The sequence below is a fragment of the Paenarthrobacter sp. YJN-5 genome (assembly GCF_015040095.1).
GTDB classification, from domain to species: Bacteria; Actinomycetota; Actinomycetes; order Actinomycetales; family Micrococcaceae; genus Arthrobacter; species Arthrobacter ureafaciens.
On sequence record NZ_CP053544.1, the window covers coordinates 2,636,522 to 2,653,563 of the forward strand.

Annotated in this window: 17 protein-coding genes; 14 read left to right on the plus strand and 3 right to left on the minus strand. The window is 63.9% G+C overall.

Going from position 1 to position 17,042, the window contains the following annotated elements; all coding sequences use genetic code 11:
* Both HMI59_RS12445 and HMI59_RS12450 read left to right on the plus strand, forming a co-directional pair.
* Complete coding sequence (locus HMI59_RS12445) at positions 1-1,725, plus strand: putative PEP-binding protein (protein ID WP_193593755.1); 1,725 nt, start codon at positions 1-3, stop codon at positions 1,723-1,725.
* Between the two features lie 42 nt (positions 1,726-1,767).
* Positions 1,768-2,043, plus strand: coding sequence for an HPr family phosphocarrier protein (locus HMI59_RS12450; protein WP_062096657.1), 276 nt, complete (start codon positions 1,768-1,770; stop codon positions 2,041-2,043).
* Between the two features lie 194 nt (positions 2,044-2,237).
* On the opposite strand, the gene HMI59_RS12455 is transcribed toward HMI59_RS12450, so the two are convergent.
* From HMI59_RS12455 to HMI59_RS12465, 3 genes are all read right to left on the minus strand, one after another.
* Positions 2,238-3,497 (minus strand): AGE family epimerase/isomerase, encoded by a 1,260-nt coding sequence (locus tag HMI59_RS12455; protein ID WP_166186384.1) that lies wholly within the window; start codon positions 3,495-3,497, stop codon positions 2,238-2,240.
* A 231-nt stretch (positions 3,498-3,728) separates the two neighbouring features.
* On the minus strand, positions 3,729-4,511 hold the full coding sequence (locus HMI59_RS12460) for a DeoR/GlpR family DNA-binding transcription regulator (RefSeq protein WP_021472111.1): 783 nt from the start codon (positions 4,509-4,511) through the stop codon (positions 3,729-3,731).
* Between the two features lie 71 nt (positions 4,512-4,582).
* Positions 4,583-5,725, minus strand: a complete 1,143-nt coding sequence (locus HMI59_RS12465; RefSeq protein ID WP_193591491.1) for a Gfo/Idh/MocA family protein — start codon at positions 5,723-5,725, stop codon at positions 4,583-4,585.
* 139 nt (positions 5,726-5,864) lie between these two features.
* On the opposite strand from HMI59_RS12465, the gene HMI59_RS12470 reads away from it, so the two are divergent.
* The 12 genes from HMI59_RS12470 (at position 5,865) to HMI59_RS12525 (ending at position 16,976) form a co-directional block, all read left to right on the plus strand.
* Complete coding sequence (locus tag HMI59_RS12470; RefSeq protein ID WP_193591492.1) at positions 5,865-6,749, plus strand: PfkB family carbohydrate kinase; 885 nt, start codon at positions 5,865-5,867, stop codon at positions 6,747-6,749.
* 30 nt (positions 6,750-6,779) lie between these two features.
* Positions 6,780-7,664, plus strand: a complete 885-nt coding sequence (locus HMI59_RS12475) for an aldolase (RefSeq protein ID WP_021472108.1) — start codon at positions 6,780-6,782, stop codon at positions 7,662-7,664.
* A gap of 56 nt (positions 7,665-7,720) precedes the next feature.
* Positions 7,721-9,010, plus strand: a complete 1,290-nt coding sequence (locus HMI59_RS12480; RefSeq protein WP_193591493.1) for an ABC transporter substrate-binding protein — start codon at positions 7,721-7,723, stop codon at positions 9,008-9,010.
* The gene (locus HMI59_RS12485) at positions 9,007-9,963 is read left to right on the plus strand and encodes a carbohydrate ABC transporter permease (protein WP_166186379.1); all 957 of its coding nucleotides are present in this window, start codon (positions 9,007-9,009) and stop codon (positions 9,961-9,963) included. Before HMI59_RS12480 ends, HMI59_RS12485 begins: the two co-directional genes overlap by 4 nt.
* 4 nt (positions 9,964-9,967) lie before the next feature.
* Complete coding sequence (locus HMI59_RS12490; protein ID WP_021472105.1) at positions 9,968-10,783, plus strand: carbohydrate ABC transporter permease; 816 nt, start codon at positions 9,968-9,970, stop codon at positions 10,781-10,783.
* Between the two features lie 19 nt (positions 10,784-10,802).
* Positions 10,803-12,242: an NAD-dependent succinate-semialdehyde dehydrogenase gene (locus tag HMI59_RS12495; RefSeq protein WP_193591494.1), complete on the plus strand. Its 1,440-nt coding sequence runs from the start codon at positions 10,803-10,805 to the stop codon at positions 12,240-12,242.
* Entirely contained in the window at positions 12,243-12,986 is a 744-nt protein-coding gene (locus HMI59_RS12500; RefSeq protein ID WP_193591495.1) for a sulfite exporter TauE/SafE family protein, read from the plus strand.
* 64 nt (positions 12,987-13,050) lie between these two features.
* A complete protein-coding gene (locus HMI59_RS12505) occupies positions 13,051-13,236 on the plus strand; it encodes a hypothetical protein (protein ID WP_166186376.1) in 186 nt (61 codons plus the stop codon).
* Positions 13,237-13,283: 47 nt separating this feature from the next.
* The gene (locus tag HMI59_RS12510; protein ID WP_193591496.1) at positions 13,284-14,678 is read left to right on the plus strand and encodes a phosphomannomutase/phosphoglucomutase; all 1,395 of its coding nucleotides are present in this window, start codon (positions 13,284-13,286) and stop codon (positions 14,676-14,678) included.
* Positions 14,679-14,803: 125 nt separating this feature from the next.
* Positions 14,804-15,061, plus strand: coding sequence for an SHOCT domain-containing protein (locus HMI59_RS12515; RefSeq protein ID WP_166186361.1), 258 nt, complete (start codon positions 14,804-14,806; stop codon positions 15,059-15,061).
* Entirely contained in the window at positions 15,061-16,512 is a 1,452-nt protein-coding gene (locus HMI59_RS12520; RefSeq protein ID WP_193591497.1) for a multicopper oxidase family protein, read from the plus strand. The genes HMI59_RS12515 and HMI59_RS12520 overlap by 1 nt, the downstream gene beginning before the upstream one ends.
* Positions 16,513-16,661: 149 nt before the next feature.
* Positions 16,662-16,976 (plus strand): heavy-metal-associated domain-containing protein, encoded by a 315-nt coding sequence (locus HMI59_RS12525; protein ID WP_166186359.1) that lies wholly within the window; start codon positions 16,662-16,664, stop codon positions 16,974-16,976.
* Positions 16,977-17,042: the final 66 nt, after the last annotated feature.

Consider the following 17,042-nt stretch of genomic DNA (forward strand, 5'->3'; position numbering starts at 1 on the left):
ATGTTGCCGCTGACCCGGACCATCAAGGGTGTTAGCGTGGCACCCGGACGCGTCGTCGCCGTGGTCAAGCACATGCCCTCGCCTGTGGCCGAACCGACGGAGCACGCCGGCATGCCACCCGGAACCACGGTGGAGTCGGAAGGAGAGCGGATCAGGGCTGCCGCCGCATCCGTACAGGGCCAGCTTCGGCTTCGTGCGGACACCACCGACGGCGACGCCAAGGAAGTCCTTCTGGCCACAGCACGGATGGCCACGGACCCCCTGCTCCTGAAGTCGGCGGTGGCCAGGCTCTCCCCCGCGAACCCGGGCGGTGCCCGCAGCGCCGAACGGGCGGTATGGGAAGCGGGCGCAGAGGTGGCCGAAACCCTGCAAGCCCTGGGCGGTTACATGGCCGAACGCGCAGCGGACGTCCTGGACGTGCGGGCACGAATCGTAGCCGGGCTCCAAGGCCTGGCGGCGCCCGGGATTCCCACATGCGAGGTCCCCTTCATCCTCGTCGCGCATGACCTCGCACCGGCAGACACCGCCACGTTGGATCCGGCCAAAATACTGGCGCTCATCACCTCCGGCGGAGGCCCGCAATCGCACACAGCCATCCTGGCCCGGGCACTTGGCTTGCCGGCGGTTGTTGCCGCCCCGGGCGTGGAGTCCATCCCCGAAGGCACAGTCGTCTACGTCGACGGTGCTGAGGGTACAGTGTGCACCAACCCGGACGGCGAGCTGCTGCAAGCGGCCGAACACTGGACCACCAAGGCAAACTCCCGGCCTGCGTTTGGCGGCAACAACACCCTGGCCGATGGCCTGCCGGTCCCGCTGCTCGCCAACGTGGGTCACGGGGCCGATGCCGGGGCGGCAGCCCGGGCGGGTGCCGAAGGCGTGGGACTCCTGAGGACGGAGTTCTGCTTCCTGGACCGGGACACCGAGCCGTCGTTCGACGAACAGGTCACTGCATATGGTGCCGTGTTCGCGGCCTTCCCCGGCAGGAAGGTAGTGGTTCGAACATTGGATGCAGGGGCGGACAAGCCCTTGCCGTTCCTCAGTAACATCGAAGAACCCAATCCGGCCTTGGGCGTCCGCGGCTACCGCACCGACGCCACCACTCCGGGCGTGCTTGAGCGTCAGCTCAGGGCCATCGCCGCCGCAGCAGCAGCCCACAGTTCCGACGTACAGGTCATGGCCCCCATGATTTCGACGGCGGAGGAGGCGCGCCGTTTTGCCTCACTGTGCGCTTCTGCCGGACTCAGGACGCCAGGAGTCATGGTCGAGGTTCCGTCGGCGGCCCTGACAGCGTCTGCCGTACTCCAGGAAGTCGCCTTCGCATCGCTGGGTACCAACGACCTCACGCAGTACGCGATGGCAGCTGACCGGCAACTCGGTCCGCTCGCGACGCTCAACGACCCATGGCAGCCGGCGGTCCTGCAACTCATCCAGTTGGCTGCAGACGGCGCGGCGCAGGCGAGCGCCATGACGGGAGCACCCAAACCGGTAGGAGTTTGCGGCGAGGCAGCGGCGGACCCCGCCCTCGCCGTCGTGCTGGTTGGCCTCGGTGCCGCGTCACTGTCCATGAGCGCACGCGCGCTTGCCGCCGTCGGCGCCGTGCTTTCGACGGTGACCCTCGTCCAGGCCCAACGCATAGCCATGGAAGCCCTGGCGGCGCCGTCCGCGGCCGCAGCCCGCAAGGCGGCCCGCAACAGGCTCCCCGTCCTGGCGGAACTCGGGCTCTAAACCCGCGAAGAATCAACCACAACCAGCGAAAGAAGGAATACCATGCCCGAACGTACCGCCACCATTGCCGGCAGCGTCGGCCTGCACGCGCGGCCTGCCGCCATCTTTGTGGACGCCGTCGCCGAACTCGGCATCGATGTCACCATAGCCCGCCTCAGCACTCCCGATGATCAGGCCGACGCCGGCAGTATCCTGTCCCTCATGAGCCTGGGGGCGGCCCAGGGCGATGTAGTGGTCCTCCGTGCCGAGGGCGAAGGCGCGGACGCTGCCTTGGACAGCTTGGCGAGGATCCTCGAGACCGACCACGACGCCGAATAGATGACGGCGGCCGGGTCATGAAAAGTGGCCGGGATGCCAGGCGATGCCTGGCATCCCGGCCCAGCTGCGCAGGACGGCCCCTTGGCAGGGGAAAGTCAAAATGATCCCCCGGTCCGCCTTCCCCACTGTGATGTCTGGTGCCGGGGGTTGACGCAGCAGCCTTTGCCGGGTCCCGTTGGATTCCCGGAAACGGGTCAGCTATCCGCCTTGCCGAAACGAAGGTCCGAGTCCAGCAGCCCTGCCGCCAGCGCCGGCGCCAAACCGGGTGCCAGCGGAAGACGCGGGACTACCAGGCAGTGCCACAAGTGGTATACGTCTGCCTTGCCGGACCAGACCGTGGAGGCGACGTTGCCGTGCTCGTCCAATTCCTGCTTCCAGGAACCGTGCTCATAGTCGATGAACCAGTCCCGGGCGTGGTCCCAGATCCGCTCGTACCAGGCCGCGTATGCCTGGTCTCCGGTGGCCATGTAGAGTGCCGCGGCACCTCCTATAGCTTCGACGGGAACCCAGCGAATGCGGGAGGTGACAACCGGCTTGCCCTCCCAGTCCACGGAGTACACGAACCCGGGATTGCCGTCGGGCTCCCAGGCGTCGCGGATGGCAGCGTCGAACAGGCCTTTGGCATCCTCCAGAAGCCAGTCCGGAACGCTGAGGCCGCGTGCCTCCAGGCCGGCGCGGAGGTGGAGGAGCAAACGGGCCCACTCGACCCAGTGGCCCGGGGTTCCGCCGTAGGCGCGGAACTGGCTGGCCCGATCGTCGGTGTTGTAGTCCGGAATCGGGTTCCATTCCGGGTCGAAGTGTTCGAAGACGCGGTAGTTGTTGTTGCGGGCGAACTGGTGGATCAACACCTCGGCGATGTGGAGGGCGCGTTCGATCCAGCGGTTTTCGCCGGTCACGTCAGCAACTATGAGGTAGGCCTCAACGGAATGCATGCTGGCGTTTCCGCCCCGGTAGGCCTCGGTCTCCGTGAAGTCGCGGTTCCAGGAGTCGAAGCACATATTGGATTCGTGATCCCAGAATTTCGAGTCGGCAATCCGCAGGGCTTCTTCGAGGAGCTCCTGCGCTCCCGGGCGGCCGGCTGCAACAGCGCTGGCGGCGGCCAGGAGGACAAACGAGTGCTGGTAGCCGGATTTGGTGTCATCTACGGGGCCGTTCTCATCCACCTCGGCGTACCAGCCGCCAAACTCCTCATCACGGAAGGCCCCGTTGAGCGCGGCAATGCCATGGTCCGCCAAGGAGCCTGCCCCCGGACGCCCCATCAGCGCGGCGATGGCAAAACTGTGCACCATGCGTGCCGTGATCCAGAGGTGGGTCGGCTTGTCGGCCTGAACCTTGCCGTAGTTGTCCAGCCAACCGAAACCGGTGGAGACCTTGGAACCGGCAGCGAAGTTGATGAGCCGGTCTGTTTCTGTTTCGAGCCAACGTGCGTGAGCGGCGCTGTTCAGCCACGTCATGTGCATCTCCTCAATAAGTTAGCGGCCACTGAGCGAGGGCCTGCTTCGATCTTAACGCTTAATGGTGGAAATCCACCAGAGAAAGTTTATTTTCCGACATTCAAAGGATGCGGGAAATCAATGCATGGGCACAGCCCATACCGGGAACGGGTCCGGACCAGGACCAGGCCCGGTGTTCGGAGCGTACGGAGAGCAGCCCCCCAGGTCAGCAAGCAACCCGGTAGGCAGCCGTCACGCGGCTACTATCAGCCTCACTCCTGCTGCCTCCAACGCGGTCATGATCTCCGCCGGCGGTGGCGCATCCGTGACCAGGATGTCGACGGCGTCGAACGCTGCCAACCGCGCCAAGGCGTAACGGAGCATTTTCTGATGCGTCGCAACCACCACGACTTGCTCCGCGGACGCCATCAAGGCGAGCTTTGTGGCACGTTCGACGTCCCGTTCGATATAGAAAGCCTCATCATGGATCCCGCTGACCCCAATGAACGCTGTTTTGGCATGCAGGCCCTCAGCGGCGCTGACGGTGATGGCACCGTTGAAGGCCTGGCTGTCGAGGAGCAGTTCTCCCCCAAGGCAGATCGTCCGGGCAGACGTCAGCTGCAGGCACCGCTGAATTGCGGGAGCCGAATGGGTGATGATCGTGCCCGTGAAGGTCGCGGGCAGTTCCTGCGCGATCTGGTACGTGGTTGTTCCTGCATCCAGGATGATCGCGTCGCGTTCGGCGATGAGATCCACACAAGCCCGGGCTACGCGCCGTTTCGCGGCAGCATCCTCCCGGGCCCGGGCGGCGAAGTCAGCGTTCTGGCCGTGCCCCTCGACGGCACTGACGCCGCCGTGGACCACCTTGACCAGCCCCATCTTGGAGAGTGCGCGCGTATCGCGGCGGATGGTCATATCCGACACGTCGAAAGTCCCCGCCAGGTCGGTGGTGGAAAGGAACCCCCGCCGCCCGAGCTCGTCCAGAATGGTCCGCTGACGCGGGGTCAGCGCGGCCTCTTCCCGTGTGACGCTCATGGCTCCTCCTCTCCTGCCCCGTAAACCGACGGTCGGCGTGGCAGAGTGTTGTAATTCCAACACAATCCTAGCTACTTCTGCACAGCAACACTCGGCGCGAGGAGCTCTACGGCGCGTCCTTCAATGATGGACTGCTCTGCAGCCAGGCCCATCCGCACCGACTGGAGGCCATCAGCCACCGTGACATCAACGGGCCCCTCCCCGAGGATGGCTTTGCGGTATCCGAGGTGTTCGTAATAGGTGGAGCCGTGATGCGCGCCTGCGGCCAGCACCGCTTCATCCACGGGGACCTCATGCTTTTCCGGGCCCAGCGGGGAGCGGGGGCTGAATTCGACGGTGGCTTCCGTTTCGTCGCCTTCGATCCAGTGATTGGCGGCGACCGGAATAAGGGTCTCGATCTTGGCAGCGTCACCCACAATCGAGATGCGCTCCTGGAACTTGGAGCCCTCGGCGAACATGGAGAGCTCCAGCATGGCCCGGCGCCCACCCTTGAAGTCAACAATGACGTAGGCATTGTCCACCATGTCGGAGATCCGGCCGTCGTAGACCTCATCCATGTGATTGACGTCGTGGCCGCCACTGGCGTAGATGCGGGTGGGCTCGTCCTGCAGGATCAAGCGCATGAGGTCGAAGAAGTGGCAGCACTTTTCCACCAGGGTCCCTCCGGTGCGCTCCGCGAAGCGGTTCCAGGCATCCACCTTGTGCAGGAACGGGAAGCGGTGCTCGACGATCGAGAGCATGTGGATATTGCCAAGCTTGCCGCTGTGCGCGGCCTGGATGATCTCCTGAACGGGCGGCATATAGCGGTACTCCATCGCCACCCACACTGGAGCCGTGTAGGTGGCCGCAAGTTCTTCAAGCTCGTCCGCTTGCTCCGCACTGGTGCACACCGGCTTTTCCACCAGCACAGGCAGGTTTGTCCCGCTGGCGAAGATGTCCTTCAGGATCTCCAGGTGCGTGTCGTTTGGACTGGCGATCACAAGCGCATCCACCAGCCCTGAAGCCAACAAGTCCTTGTGGGCGGAGAAGGTCTGTACGTCATAGCCGATTTCCCGCGCGGTTTCTTCCAGGGACGACGGCGTCGGGTCCGAAACCGCGGTAATAAGGCTTCCCGGGATCAAAGCCAGGTTTCGAACGTGTTCGCGCGCCATGTGGCCGGCACCGATGAGGCCATAGCGGATGGTCTGCGCTGCTTCTCCAGAGGGCAATGACATTGATCTGCTCCGTTTTCTCTGCGTTGAGTTCGTTGGGGTCGGGCGTTGCATCCCAAACATCACTATACCGAATGTGTTGTTTTTCACACATAGCGTGTGTATATTTTTTCACACCAGCCCAACTACAACGAGGTGGAACGTGCCCCAACTGTCATCCGAAACCCTGCTTTTCGTCGGGTGTGCCACATTGGACTCCATCGCCCTGGTGCAGGACTACCCCGCAGCCGACAGCCGGACCGTTGCCAGCGACTTTGCCACGGCAGGTGGCGGCCCCGCGGCCACAGCGGCCGTCGCCGCGGCCCGCGCCGGAGCCAGTGCAGCTTTCGCAGGAGTTGTTGGCGCCGACGAAGAGGGCGACCGCATCATCGGTGGCCTGGAAGCCGAGGGTGTTGACACCTCTGCGGTCATCCGGAATCCGGATGCCAGGACGGGCGCCAGCGTGATTGTGGTCAGCAAAGCCACCGAAAGCCGGGCAATCGTCACGCGGCCTGTCCCTCCTGTCCGCTTTCCCGAGGGCAGCCGGTTCCATGAACTTCTGGGGACAGCTGCCTGGGTCCACGTCGATCACTTGGGCTGGAGCGCCGTCGCACATGTGCCGGGCCTGTGCATCAGTGTCGACGCCGGGAACCCCATCCCCTCCTTCAGCCCGCAAGGCGTAGCACTGTATGTGCCCACGATCGAACGGCTGCAGGCCGAATACGGCGACGGCCTTTCGCCCGAAACGCTCCTGCAAAAAGCCGTCGACGACGGCGCCACCGCCGTCGTCGCGACAGCCGGTTCCGAGGGCGCCTGGGGACTTGAAAAGGGCGGCGTGCCGTTCCACGTGCCGGCAACTCCCGCCGACATCGTCTCTACGCTGGGCGCCGGAGACGTCTACCACGGAGCGATCCTCGCGGCTGTCGCCGCAGGGCTTCCGCTCCCCGAAGCAGCTGCGTTCGCAGGACGCACCGCGTCCGCATCCTGCGCCGGACTGGACGGACGCTCCATGATTCCCCGCCAAACCATCACCCCAGTACTTACCTAAGTTCAACTCCCTAGCTGAAAGAAGCAGCCCATGAGCACTACCGACCTTTCCGCCCTCCAACGCCCCTCCGGCGCGTTCGCCATGCTCGCCGTTGACCAGCGCGAGGCGATGCGCAACATGTTCGCCGAGCACACGGACCAGCCCGTGACCGACGAGGACCTGCGGGACTTCAAGCTTGCGGCCGCACGAATCCTCACCCCCTATGCATCGGGTGTCCTCATTGACCGCCAGTTCGCCCTGGACCAGGCCATCGAAGCAAAGGTGGTGGACCCCGGCTGCGGACTCATCGCTTCCGCCGACCATTTCGAGTCCGCACACGATGAGCTGGTGGGCGAAGTAACCATCGACAAGCTGGTGGACCCCGGGAAGTACGCTGCCCTGGGCGCGAAGGCCCTGAAACTTCTGGTCCTCTACCGCCCGGACGAGCCCGCCGAAGGACGCGTGGAAATGGTCCGCGAATTCGTGGACAGCTGCAAGTCTGCCGGGCTGATCAGCATCATCGAACCCGTCTCCCGCAAACCGCTGGCAGGTGGCGATTTCGACTGGAACGCCGGCATCCTGGCCGCAGCCAAGGAACTGGGCAGCTTGGGCGCAGACCTTTACAAGGCTGAGGTCCCGTTCAAGGGCCAGGCTTCCGAAGCCGAAGTCCGCGCTGCCTGCGCCGAACTCAGCAAAGCCATCGACGGCCCGTGGGTGGTGCTCTCATCGGGCGTCCCGGAAGACGTCTTCCCGGAGGCCGTCCGCTGGGCCTGCCTTGAAGGCGCCAGCGGATTCCTGGCCGGACGGGCGGTCTGGGCCTCGTGCATCGGCTCACCCGATGTCATTGAATCCCTGTCCACCGACGCCGTCCAGCGGCTGCAGCGGCTCTGCGCCGTCGTCGATGAAGTGGTAACCGCCCAGCGAACCAACGCCTGATACCGACGTCCCCCAACACCAACCAGGCACAGCAAACACTCAACGAGGAGAATATTGTGAGTCAGATTTCACGCAGGCAAGCCATGGCCATTCTCGGTGCCCTCGGCCTCACCGCCACCGCAGCCGCATGCGCGGGCCCCGGCGGTTCCCCAGCCCCGGGTGGCGCCACCGGCCCCTCCGCTCCGGCCACCGGCGACATCACCGGCAAGGTCTCTTTCGCACACTGGCGTGGCGAAGACAAAGCAGTGTTCGACGAGCTCATCAAGCGCTTCGTTGCCAAGAACAGCGGCGCGGAAGTAGTCCAGGACATCTCGACCTCCAACGACTACAACGCACAGGGCCTGCAGAAAGTCCGCGGCGCAGCAATCGGTGACGCGTTCGCCACCTTCCGCGGGGCGCAGTTCACCAACTTCTCAGAGGCCGGCATCTATACGGAGCTCAAGAACAGCAAGGCGGTCGGCAACTACCAAAAGGGCTTGCTGTCGGCCGGGCAGTCCGGCGAGAACCAGCTGGGTTTGCCGTACCAGGTAGTTTTCCCGATGCCCATGGCAAACACTGACCTTTTCGACAAGGCCGGTGCCGATCTGGCCCCGAAGGACTGGGACGCTTTCCTTGCCATGTGCGAGAAGCTCGCATCCTCCGGCGTCACGCCGATCTCCTGGCCCGGCGGTGACGTCGGTAACGGCGGACAGCTGTTCAACTGCATGATTGCCAACAACGCCCCCGTGGACGACATGTGCGCCCAGATCGAACAGGGCAAGCTCAAGTGCACGGACGACTGGTTCATCACCATGCTGAACCAGTACAAGGACCTGGTCCCGTTCCTGCAGGCCAACGCCACGGGTACTGCCGTGGAACCGGCACAGAACCTCTTCTCCCAGGGGAAGGCAGCCATGCTGGCCACCGGGTCCTACCACCTCGCCGCCGTCCGGAACCTGGGCGCGACGTTCCCCATCGAACTGGTCTTCCCCAACACTTCCAAGGGCGGCAACGGCAAATACGAGGGCGTCTACAACGCCACCTTCATCCTCGGCGTCAACTCGGCCAGCAAGCACCAGGCGGCAGCCGCAGCCTGGATCGATTTCCTGTCCGAACCCGAAAACGCGGCCTATTACGCCAATGAGACGGCCCAGCACGTTGCCGTCAAGGATGTTGACTACACCAACCCGGACCTGAAGCGCCTGAGCCCGTGGCTGGACAAGAAGACGGCGCTGGCCGCCCGGTTCCAATTTCAGAACCTGGATGTCCGCAATGCCGTGGAGGCCAGCGCCACCGCCGTCATCTCCGGCACCAGCCCGCAGCAAGCGGCCGAAGCTGCACAGAAGATCGTGGACGAACGGCTATGAGCACCCACACCGGAATGGCTGCCAAGCGGCAAGCGCCCGACAGCAAAGCGGGGGCTCCGGTGAAGAAGCGCCGGTCCCCCACGCGCGTGAATCCTGCGCTTTACCTGTTTCCGTTGCCGGCAGTGGCCATCATCGCTTTCTTCCTGGTGATGCCGACCCTCCAGGCATTCCAGTATGCGGTCACTGACTGGAACGGCTTCTCGGCGGCGTTCAACTACGTGGGCGTGGACAACTTCGTCCGGGCGTTCACCAAGGACTCGTTGTTTACCAACGCGCTGACGAACAACCTGAAGTTTGTACTGTTGGTCGTCATCGCCCAGACAGTGTTCTCGCTTCTGCTGGCGCTGCTCCTGACAAAGAACTCCCGCGGCAGCATCGTGCTTCGAGCCCTGTTCTTCTTCCCGACCATCCTGTCCTCCGTCTCCGTGGCGTTCATCTGGAAGTTCATCTACGATCCCAACTTCGGCCTGGCCAACTCGGTCCTGGGTGCGGTGGGCCTGGAAGGACTCCAAGGCTCTTACCTGGGCGACAACAACCAGGCCTTGTACTGGGTAGCTGTAACGCAGGTCTGGTTCCACGCCGGGCAGATGATGGTGGTCTACATTGCGGGCCTGCAGGCCATACCGCGGGAACTTTATGAGGCTGCGGAGATGGATGGCGCAAACAAGTGGCAGCAGTTCAAGTCCATTACCTGGCCCTTCGTGGCACCCGCAACGTCCATCGTGGTTGCTTACACCACCGTGCAATCGTTCAAGGCGTTCGACCTCATCCTCGGCATCGCAGGCAATCCGCCCAAGAGCTCCCTGGACATCCTCTCCACACGCATCTACAGCACCTTCGCCAACTCGGAGTTCGGCTATGCGGCCGCCCAATCGATCATCTTCATGGCGATGATCGCTCTGGTCACCTGGCTTCAGCGTCGCTTGCTCCGGCTGACCCCGAAGGGGGAATAACAGCATGCTCGCCTCAATAAGCCGCCGCGCCATCCTTGGCATCTACGCGCTGATCATCATCGTCCCACTGACTGTGGTGGGGTTTGGCAGCTTCAAATCAACACAGGAATTGTTCGAAGGCCCCTTCAGCCTGCCGCAATCCCTCTCCCCGTCCAACTATGCCGAAGTCATTGGTGGCCAGGACCTCGGTTCGTCATTCTTGAACAGCGTGATCGTCACCGCGATATCCGTTCCGCTCACTCTGTTCATCGCCAGCCTGGCCGGTTATGCAGTGTCACGGCTCAGGGGATTCGTGTCGTGGGCCATCTTCGGATTCCTGGTCCTGGGCATGGCAATCCCGGCCCAAGCCAATATGGTCCCGCTGTATGTGCTCTTCGGTCGGCTCGGCCTCCTGGACAGCCTCACGGGACTGATCCTGGCCAACGTCGTCTCAACCCTGCCGATCGCCGTGTTCATCCTGGGTGGCTTCATGCGCACCCTTCCCAAGGAACTCTACGAAGCATCCTCGATCGATGGCACCGGCCCGTGGAAGACCTACGCCTCCATCGCCCTGCCTCTCTCGACTCCATCCATCGCGGCCGCGGCCATCTTCCTGTTCGTCATCCACTGGAACGAACTGCTGTATCCGCTCCTGTTCATCCAGTCCCCCGGAAACCGCACACTGCCATTGGCACTGCTCAGTTTCCAGGGTGAATTCCAAACCAACTATCCCCTGTTGTTTGCCGGCGTCATCCTGGCTTCCCTGCCAGTCGTCGTCGCCTACATCTTCCTGCAGCGCTACTTTGTAGCGGGCATCACCGCAGGCGCCAGCAAGGGATGAGCATCCGAAAGGCAACATCGTGAACCTGAAATCAGCACACCACCTGATTAATGGGACCTGGCATTCGTCCGACTCCTCCAAGGATGTGCTGGATCCAGGCAATGGCAGCACAGTCGGGGAGGTCGCGTGGGGCGACGCCGCGGACGCAACACGGGCCGCCGATGCAGCAGCGGAGGCTTTTGGCAGCTGGTCCCGGACCACCGTCCGGACCCGTGCAGACCTCCTTCAGAATGCGGCCGCCCTGTTGGCCGAGCGACGCAACGAACTCGCCCACACGTTGGCGTTGGAGGCCGGCAAGCGGCTACCGGAAGCCCAAGGCGAAGTGGACTTCTCCGTGGAATACTTCCGCTGGTTCGCGGAGGAAGTACGCCGCAGCACCGGAACGGTCAGCCCCCCCGAGCTCAGGGGCCGGCGCCATCTCAGCACGCGCAAACCAATAGGTGTGGCTTTGAGCCTGACCCCGTGGAACTTCCCGGTTTCCATCCAGGCCCGGAAGCTGGCGGCCATGCTCGCCGCCGGATGCACCGTCGTGGGCCGTGTCTCTGAAAAGGCGCCTCTAGCCGTCACCGGGCTCTTCGAAGTCCTGCATGACGCCGGCTTCCCTGCCGGCGTCGTGAACCTGGTCCACGGCCCGTCCCGCGAAACGACCGCAGCGCTGCTCAAGCACCCCGCCGTGCGCGCTGTCAGCTTCACCGGCTCCACCGGGGTTGGCCGCCAGATCATGGCGTCCGCCTCGGACCGCATTGTGAGGCCGCTGCTTGAACTGGGCGGCAACGCCCCGTTCATTGTGTTCGAGGATGCCGACCTTGACGCGGCCGTGGAAGGGGCGGTTCTTGGCAGGCTCCGAAACACCGGCCAATCCTGCGTAGCCGCAAACCGCTTCCTGGTTCAGGACAGCATCGCGGACGAGTTCGCCCGGAAACTGGCGGCGAAATTCGATGCGTTGACGATCGGCCACGGTGTTCCCGAGGGTGACTCGGCACTCCCCGATCTGGGACCCGTGATCGACGACGACCGGGTGCGCGCGGTGCAGGCGTTGATCGATGATGCCCTGGACCGCGGCGCACGCCGCGTCACCGAACGTACCCAGGTCCCCGGCCAGGGTTCCTTCCTGGCACCCACCCTCCTCGTCGACGTTCCCGCGGACGCGCCGTTGGTCAGCGACGAGGTCTTCGGACCTGCAGCCGGTGTTGTCACCTTTGCCTCGGAGGACGAAGCCATCAGCAAGGCAAACGCCACTGAAATGGGGCTTGCTGCCTACGTGTGGAGCAAGGACGCCAGGCGGGGCTGGGAAGTCCCTGAGCAGCTGGAGGCAGGCATCGTCGGAGTCAACGACCCCCTCCCCTCAGTAGCCTTCGCCCCCATGGGCGGTGCCAAGCAGTCCGGCCTCGGCAGGGAAGGGTCCAGCCTCGGCCTGGAGGAGTTTGAGGAGGTCCAGTACGTGGCGTGGAGGGCCTAGATGCTGACCACCGGGCTGGTCCTGGGCGCCGTCGTCATGGGCGCCGGCATGCAGCGTGCCACCGGGATGGGGTTTGCTTTGGTGGCCGCCCCGTTCCTGGTCCTGCTTTTGGGCCCGGTGGAGGGCGTGGTGCTGGTCAACGTCTGCGGAGCCGTGACCGCGGGAGCGATTATCTTCCGCGTCGTTCGGGACATTGACTGGAAACAGTACCTGGCGTTGGCTGCGTCGGCGCTGGTGGGAATCGTGCCGGCGGCCATCCTCATCCGGTTCCTGCCACCTCCGGTCCTTGAGATTTCCATCGGAGTCATCCTCGCCATCGGGCTGACAGTCCTGCTGGTGATGAAATCGGCAGTCCTCCCCCGCCGTCGTCGGTACCTCTTCGCGGCAGGCGGACTCAGCGGCTTCATGAATACCGCAGCAGGAGTGGGCGGACCGGCGGTCAGCATGTATTCCATCGCAACCCGGTGGCAGCACAAGTCCTTCGCCGCCACCATGCAGCCCTACTTTTTCACCATCGGCTCGTTTTCCCTCCTCTCCAAAGCCATCACCGCCCCCGCGTCATTTCCGGTTCTACCCATGACGATGTGGCTCGCCGTCGCGGCAGCCTGCCTGGCCGGACTGGTGCTGGGTGACCTGGCAGCCAAACGCGTTTCAGCCCGCGCAGCGCAGATCCTGCTGATCATCCTGGCCTATCTTGGCGCGGCCGCCACGATTGTGCGCGGCGTGCTGGATGCCATGGGCTGACACCGGCAGCCCACCCCAAACCATTCATCCCAAAACCAATCAACCAATCAACCAAAGGACCGTCATGTCTGTCATTTCACCCCAAGGCACCCTCCAGGTATCGACCCCAAACCACGAACCCCTCTCCCTCACCATCGAGGGGGACGCGCCCTTGGCCGTGCGCGTTGAAGTGGAGAACACCTGCACGTGCGGTGCCGGCCACGCCCGGCACGTGGGTTCGTACACCGACACCGACTTCGGCGCACGCTAGGGCCCGGAAACCGCAAGCTGTCACCACGGGTGTTTTTTAGGAGTCACATGGATCTTTCTTCCGCGTTCAAGGCCTACGACGTGCGGGGCATAGTAGGTGATTCACTCACTGACGAAGCCGCCGAAGCCATAGGCGCCGCCTTCGTCGACGTCCTGGGCCTCGCCGGCCGGAAGGTTCTCTGCGGAGGCGACATGCGCCCGTCATCCCTGGGATTCGTCTCGGCGTTCTCCCTCGGGGCGTCCCGCCGGGGTGCCGAGGTGTACGACCTCGGGCTGATTTCCACCGATGAGCTCTACTTTGCCAGCGGTGCGCTCGACGTCGCCGGTGCCATTTTCACGGCAAGTCACAATCCCTCCGAGTACAACGGAATCAAGATGGCCAAAGCCGGGGCCGTTCCCATTTCATCCGACTCGGGGTTGCTCGCCATACGCGATCTCGCGCAACGCTACCTGGACGGGGGCTACCCCACGGCGGAAAGGGCAGGGAATATCGCCCCGCTCGACGTCCTTGGCGACTATGCCGCGAAGCTGCGTACACTCATCGACCTGGACACCGTGCGGCCCCTCAAGGTTGTTGTCGACGCCGGGAACGGCATGGCAGGTTTGACGGTTCCGGCCGTCTTGGGCAACGAATTGCTGGACGGCCTGCCCCTCACCATTGTCCCTTTGTACTTCGAACTGGACGGGACGTTCCCGAACCACCCCGCCAACCCCTTGGAGCCGGAGAACCTGCTGGACTTGCAGGCAGCCGTCCTGGAGCACGGTGCCGATATTGGCTTGGCTTTCGACGGCGACGCGGACCGCTGCTTCGTCGTCGACGAGACAGGGCGGGCGGTATCGCCGTCGGCAATCACCGCGATGATAGCCGTCCGCGAAATTGCCCGGGCCCAGGCGCAGGGCGAGGCCGCCCCGGCCGTCATCCACAACGTCATTACGTCCCGGGCAGTGCCTGAATTCGTCGAACAGGCCGGTGGACGGCCCGTCCGCACGCGCGTTGGCCATTCGTTCATCAAGGCACGCATGGCCGAGGTAAACGCTGTCTTCGGAGGCGAGCATTCGGCCCATTACTACTTCCGCGACTTCTACAACGCGGACACGGGACTGCTGGCCGCGATGCATGTCCTCGCCGCCCTTGGCGAACAGGATGCGCCGCTCTCCACGCTTGCCGGGAAGTTCGAGCCGTACTCTGCCAGCGGGGAGATCAATTCCACTGTCACCGATGCCGATCACGCCATCGCGGCGGTTCGGAACTCCTACGAACCGGCACCCGGTGTTGCTTTTGACGAGTCGGACGGGCTGACCATAGCCGCGGAATCAGGCCACTGGTGGTTCAACGTCAGGGCATCGAACACCGAGGAGCTGCTCCGCCTGAACGTTGAGGCCAATGATGCCGCAACCATGCAGTCCGTTCGGGATGCCGTCCTGGATCTCATCCGGAACTGAATCCGATTGGCGGCAGGACTCCCACTGCCGGGACGGCAGCATGCCGTCCCGGGACCTCGGACCCTACCACCCGCCATGGCTCCGCGCTATGACTGGAGTAAACCTCCAAAGCGGAAGGACCGGTCATGATGTGGGGTTACGGACAAGGCATGATGTGGATGTGGCTGTGGGTCCCCCTGCTGCTGGTCGGCGTCGCGATTCTGGTACTTCTGGCAGTCAAGCTCTTTGGCGGACACGGACCCGCCGGCCCACAGATGCCGGGGGCCATCCCGCCTACGGGACGGAGCACAGCCCGCCGGATCCTTGATGAGCGCTTTGCCAGAGGAGAACTCACGGCGGACCAGTACCGCGAACATCTCAAAGTGCTTGGTGAGGGCCCGTAATGAAGCCGCTCAGTCGCCGTCGGGCGTTGCTCCTGGGCGGGCTGGGCATAGCGGCAACTGCAGCCGGCGGGGGCGGGTTGGCCTGGACCCTGGCCTCGCGGACGACGGCCGGGACGGGCGGCGAACTGGTCCAGCCCGCGGAAGTGCGGAGCACGAACGGCCAGTTGCAGGTCCGCCTCCAAGCAGCACCAGGACCGATGGTGTTGGGAGGACGGCAAGCCACGGCACTGGGCTACAACGGCGGCATTCCCGGCCCAACGCTTCGTTTGTTTCCAGGCGATGTGCTCCGCGTGGAACTCGTCAATAACCTTGCCCAAGCCACCAACCTGCATGTGCACGGGCTCCATGTTTCACCGGAAGGCAACGGCGACAACGTTTTTGTTTCGGTGAACCCCGGCGACGCCTTTTCCTATGGCTACAAACTCCCTGCGGACCATCCCCCGGGCGTTTATTGGTATCACCCCCACCATCACGGCATGGTAGCCGACCAGATCTTCGCTGGACTCTTCGGAGCAATCATCGTCGAGGACCGGAAACCGATTGAGTCTGCCCTGGAACGTGTGCTGCTTATTTCCGACACCACCCTTGATGGGCAAGGGAACGTTGCACAAGTGCCCATGATGGAACGGATGATGGGCCGGCAGGGTGAACTGCTCCTTGTCAACGGTCAAAGCAACCCGCACTTCGATGCCCGCCCGGGCCAGCGCGAAAGGTGGCGCATCGTCAACACCTGCGTGGCCCGCTACCTCCGGTTGCGGCTCGACGGTCAGCAAATGCAACTACTGGGCATGGACTCCGGCCGGTTCCCGGCTCCCAAGCCGGTCAATGAAGTTCTCCTGACCCCGGGAAACCGCGCTGACCTTCTTGTGACTTCCGACGGCGGATCGGTACTGCGCGCGCTCTACCAGGACCGGGGAAGTATGCCGGGGATGATGGGGCAGATGCCCGGAGAACGAGGCCCGGCCGACCAGCCGGACGGTACGGCACTGGCAACTCTCCGCGTGGCCGGCGAACCGGTCCCGCCACTACCGACGGTGCCCATCCAGGACGTACCAATAGACCTGCGGTCAGCGGCGGTGGCGGCACGCCGGCGGATCGTACTGGCCGCCGGCATGGGCAGAGGCATGATGCGCTTCACGATCAACGGCAAGGAATTCCAGGAAACGAGGATAGACACAAGGGTGGCTTCCGGATCCGTGGAGGAATGGACGCTGACCAACGCCAGTCCCATGGATCACCCGTTCCACCTTCATGTCTGGCCCATGCAGATCATCGAGGAGAACGGTCAGTCCGTGGACGATGCCATCTGGCAGGACGTGGTCAATGTACCCGCCAACGGGCGGGTGAAGGTCAGGGTGGCGTTCAAAGACTTCCGCGGGCGGTCCGTCTATCACTGCCACATCCTGGACCACGAAGACTTGGGAATGATGGGGTCCATTGAAGTGACGTAGCTCCAGTCGTGAGCACCTTGCCGCGCATACCCCCTAGGGGTATATTGATGGTGTTGTCAGTGAAGTGGTATGTCCCGGAGGGTCCGCCCTCTTTCACAGCCGTTCATCCCCAGCATCCATCGCTCATCCGCTAAGAAATGGAAACTGGCATGCAAACACCACCACGTACCGAACTGCCCCTCATCGCAAAGTCCTCCTCAGGTTGCGGTTGCTGTTCCACCAACGGATCCGAATCCCCCGCCTCCACCGCCCAAGGTGTTGAGTACGGCGTCGAAGGCCTGACCTGCGGCAGCTGTGCGGACCGCGTTGAACGCGCCGTACGGGACGTCGACGGCGTCGGGTCCGCCACGGTCGGGCTGGTCCCGGGCGGGGTCTCCCGCCTGGTCGTCACCGGGCCTGCCGGGCCCTCCGCTGTCCGGGACGCTGTGGCGTCCGCCGGCTACAGCCTCACCAACAACCGCTAGTCCATACACCAACGGCCAGTGCCGCCTCTTGTGGCGTTGACGCGGCCGTTACTGGAGGAGCACGCC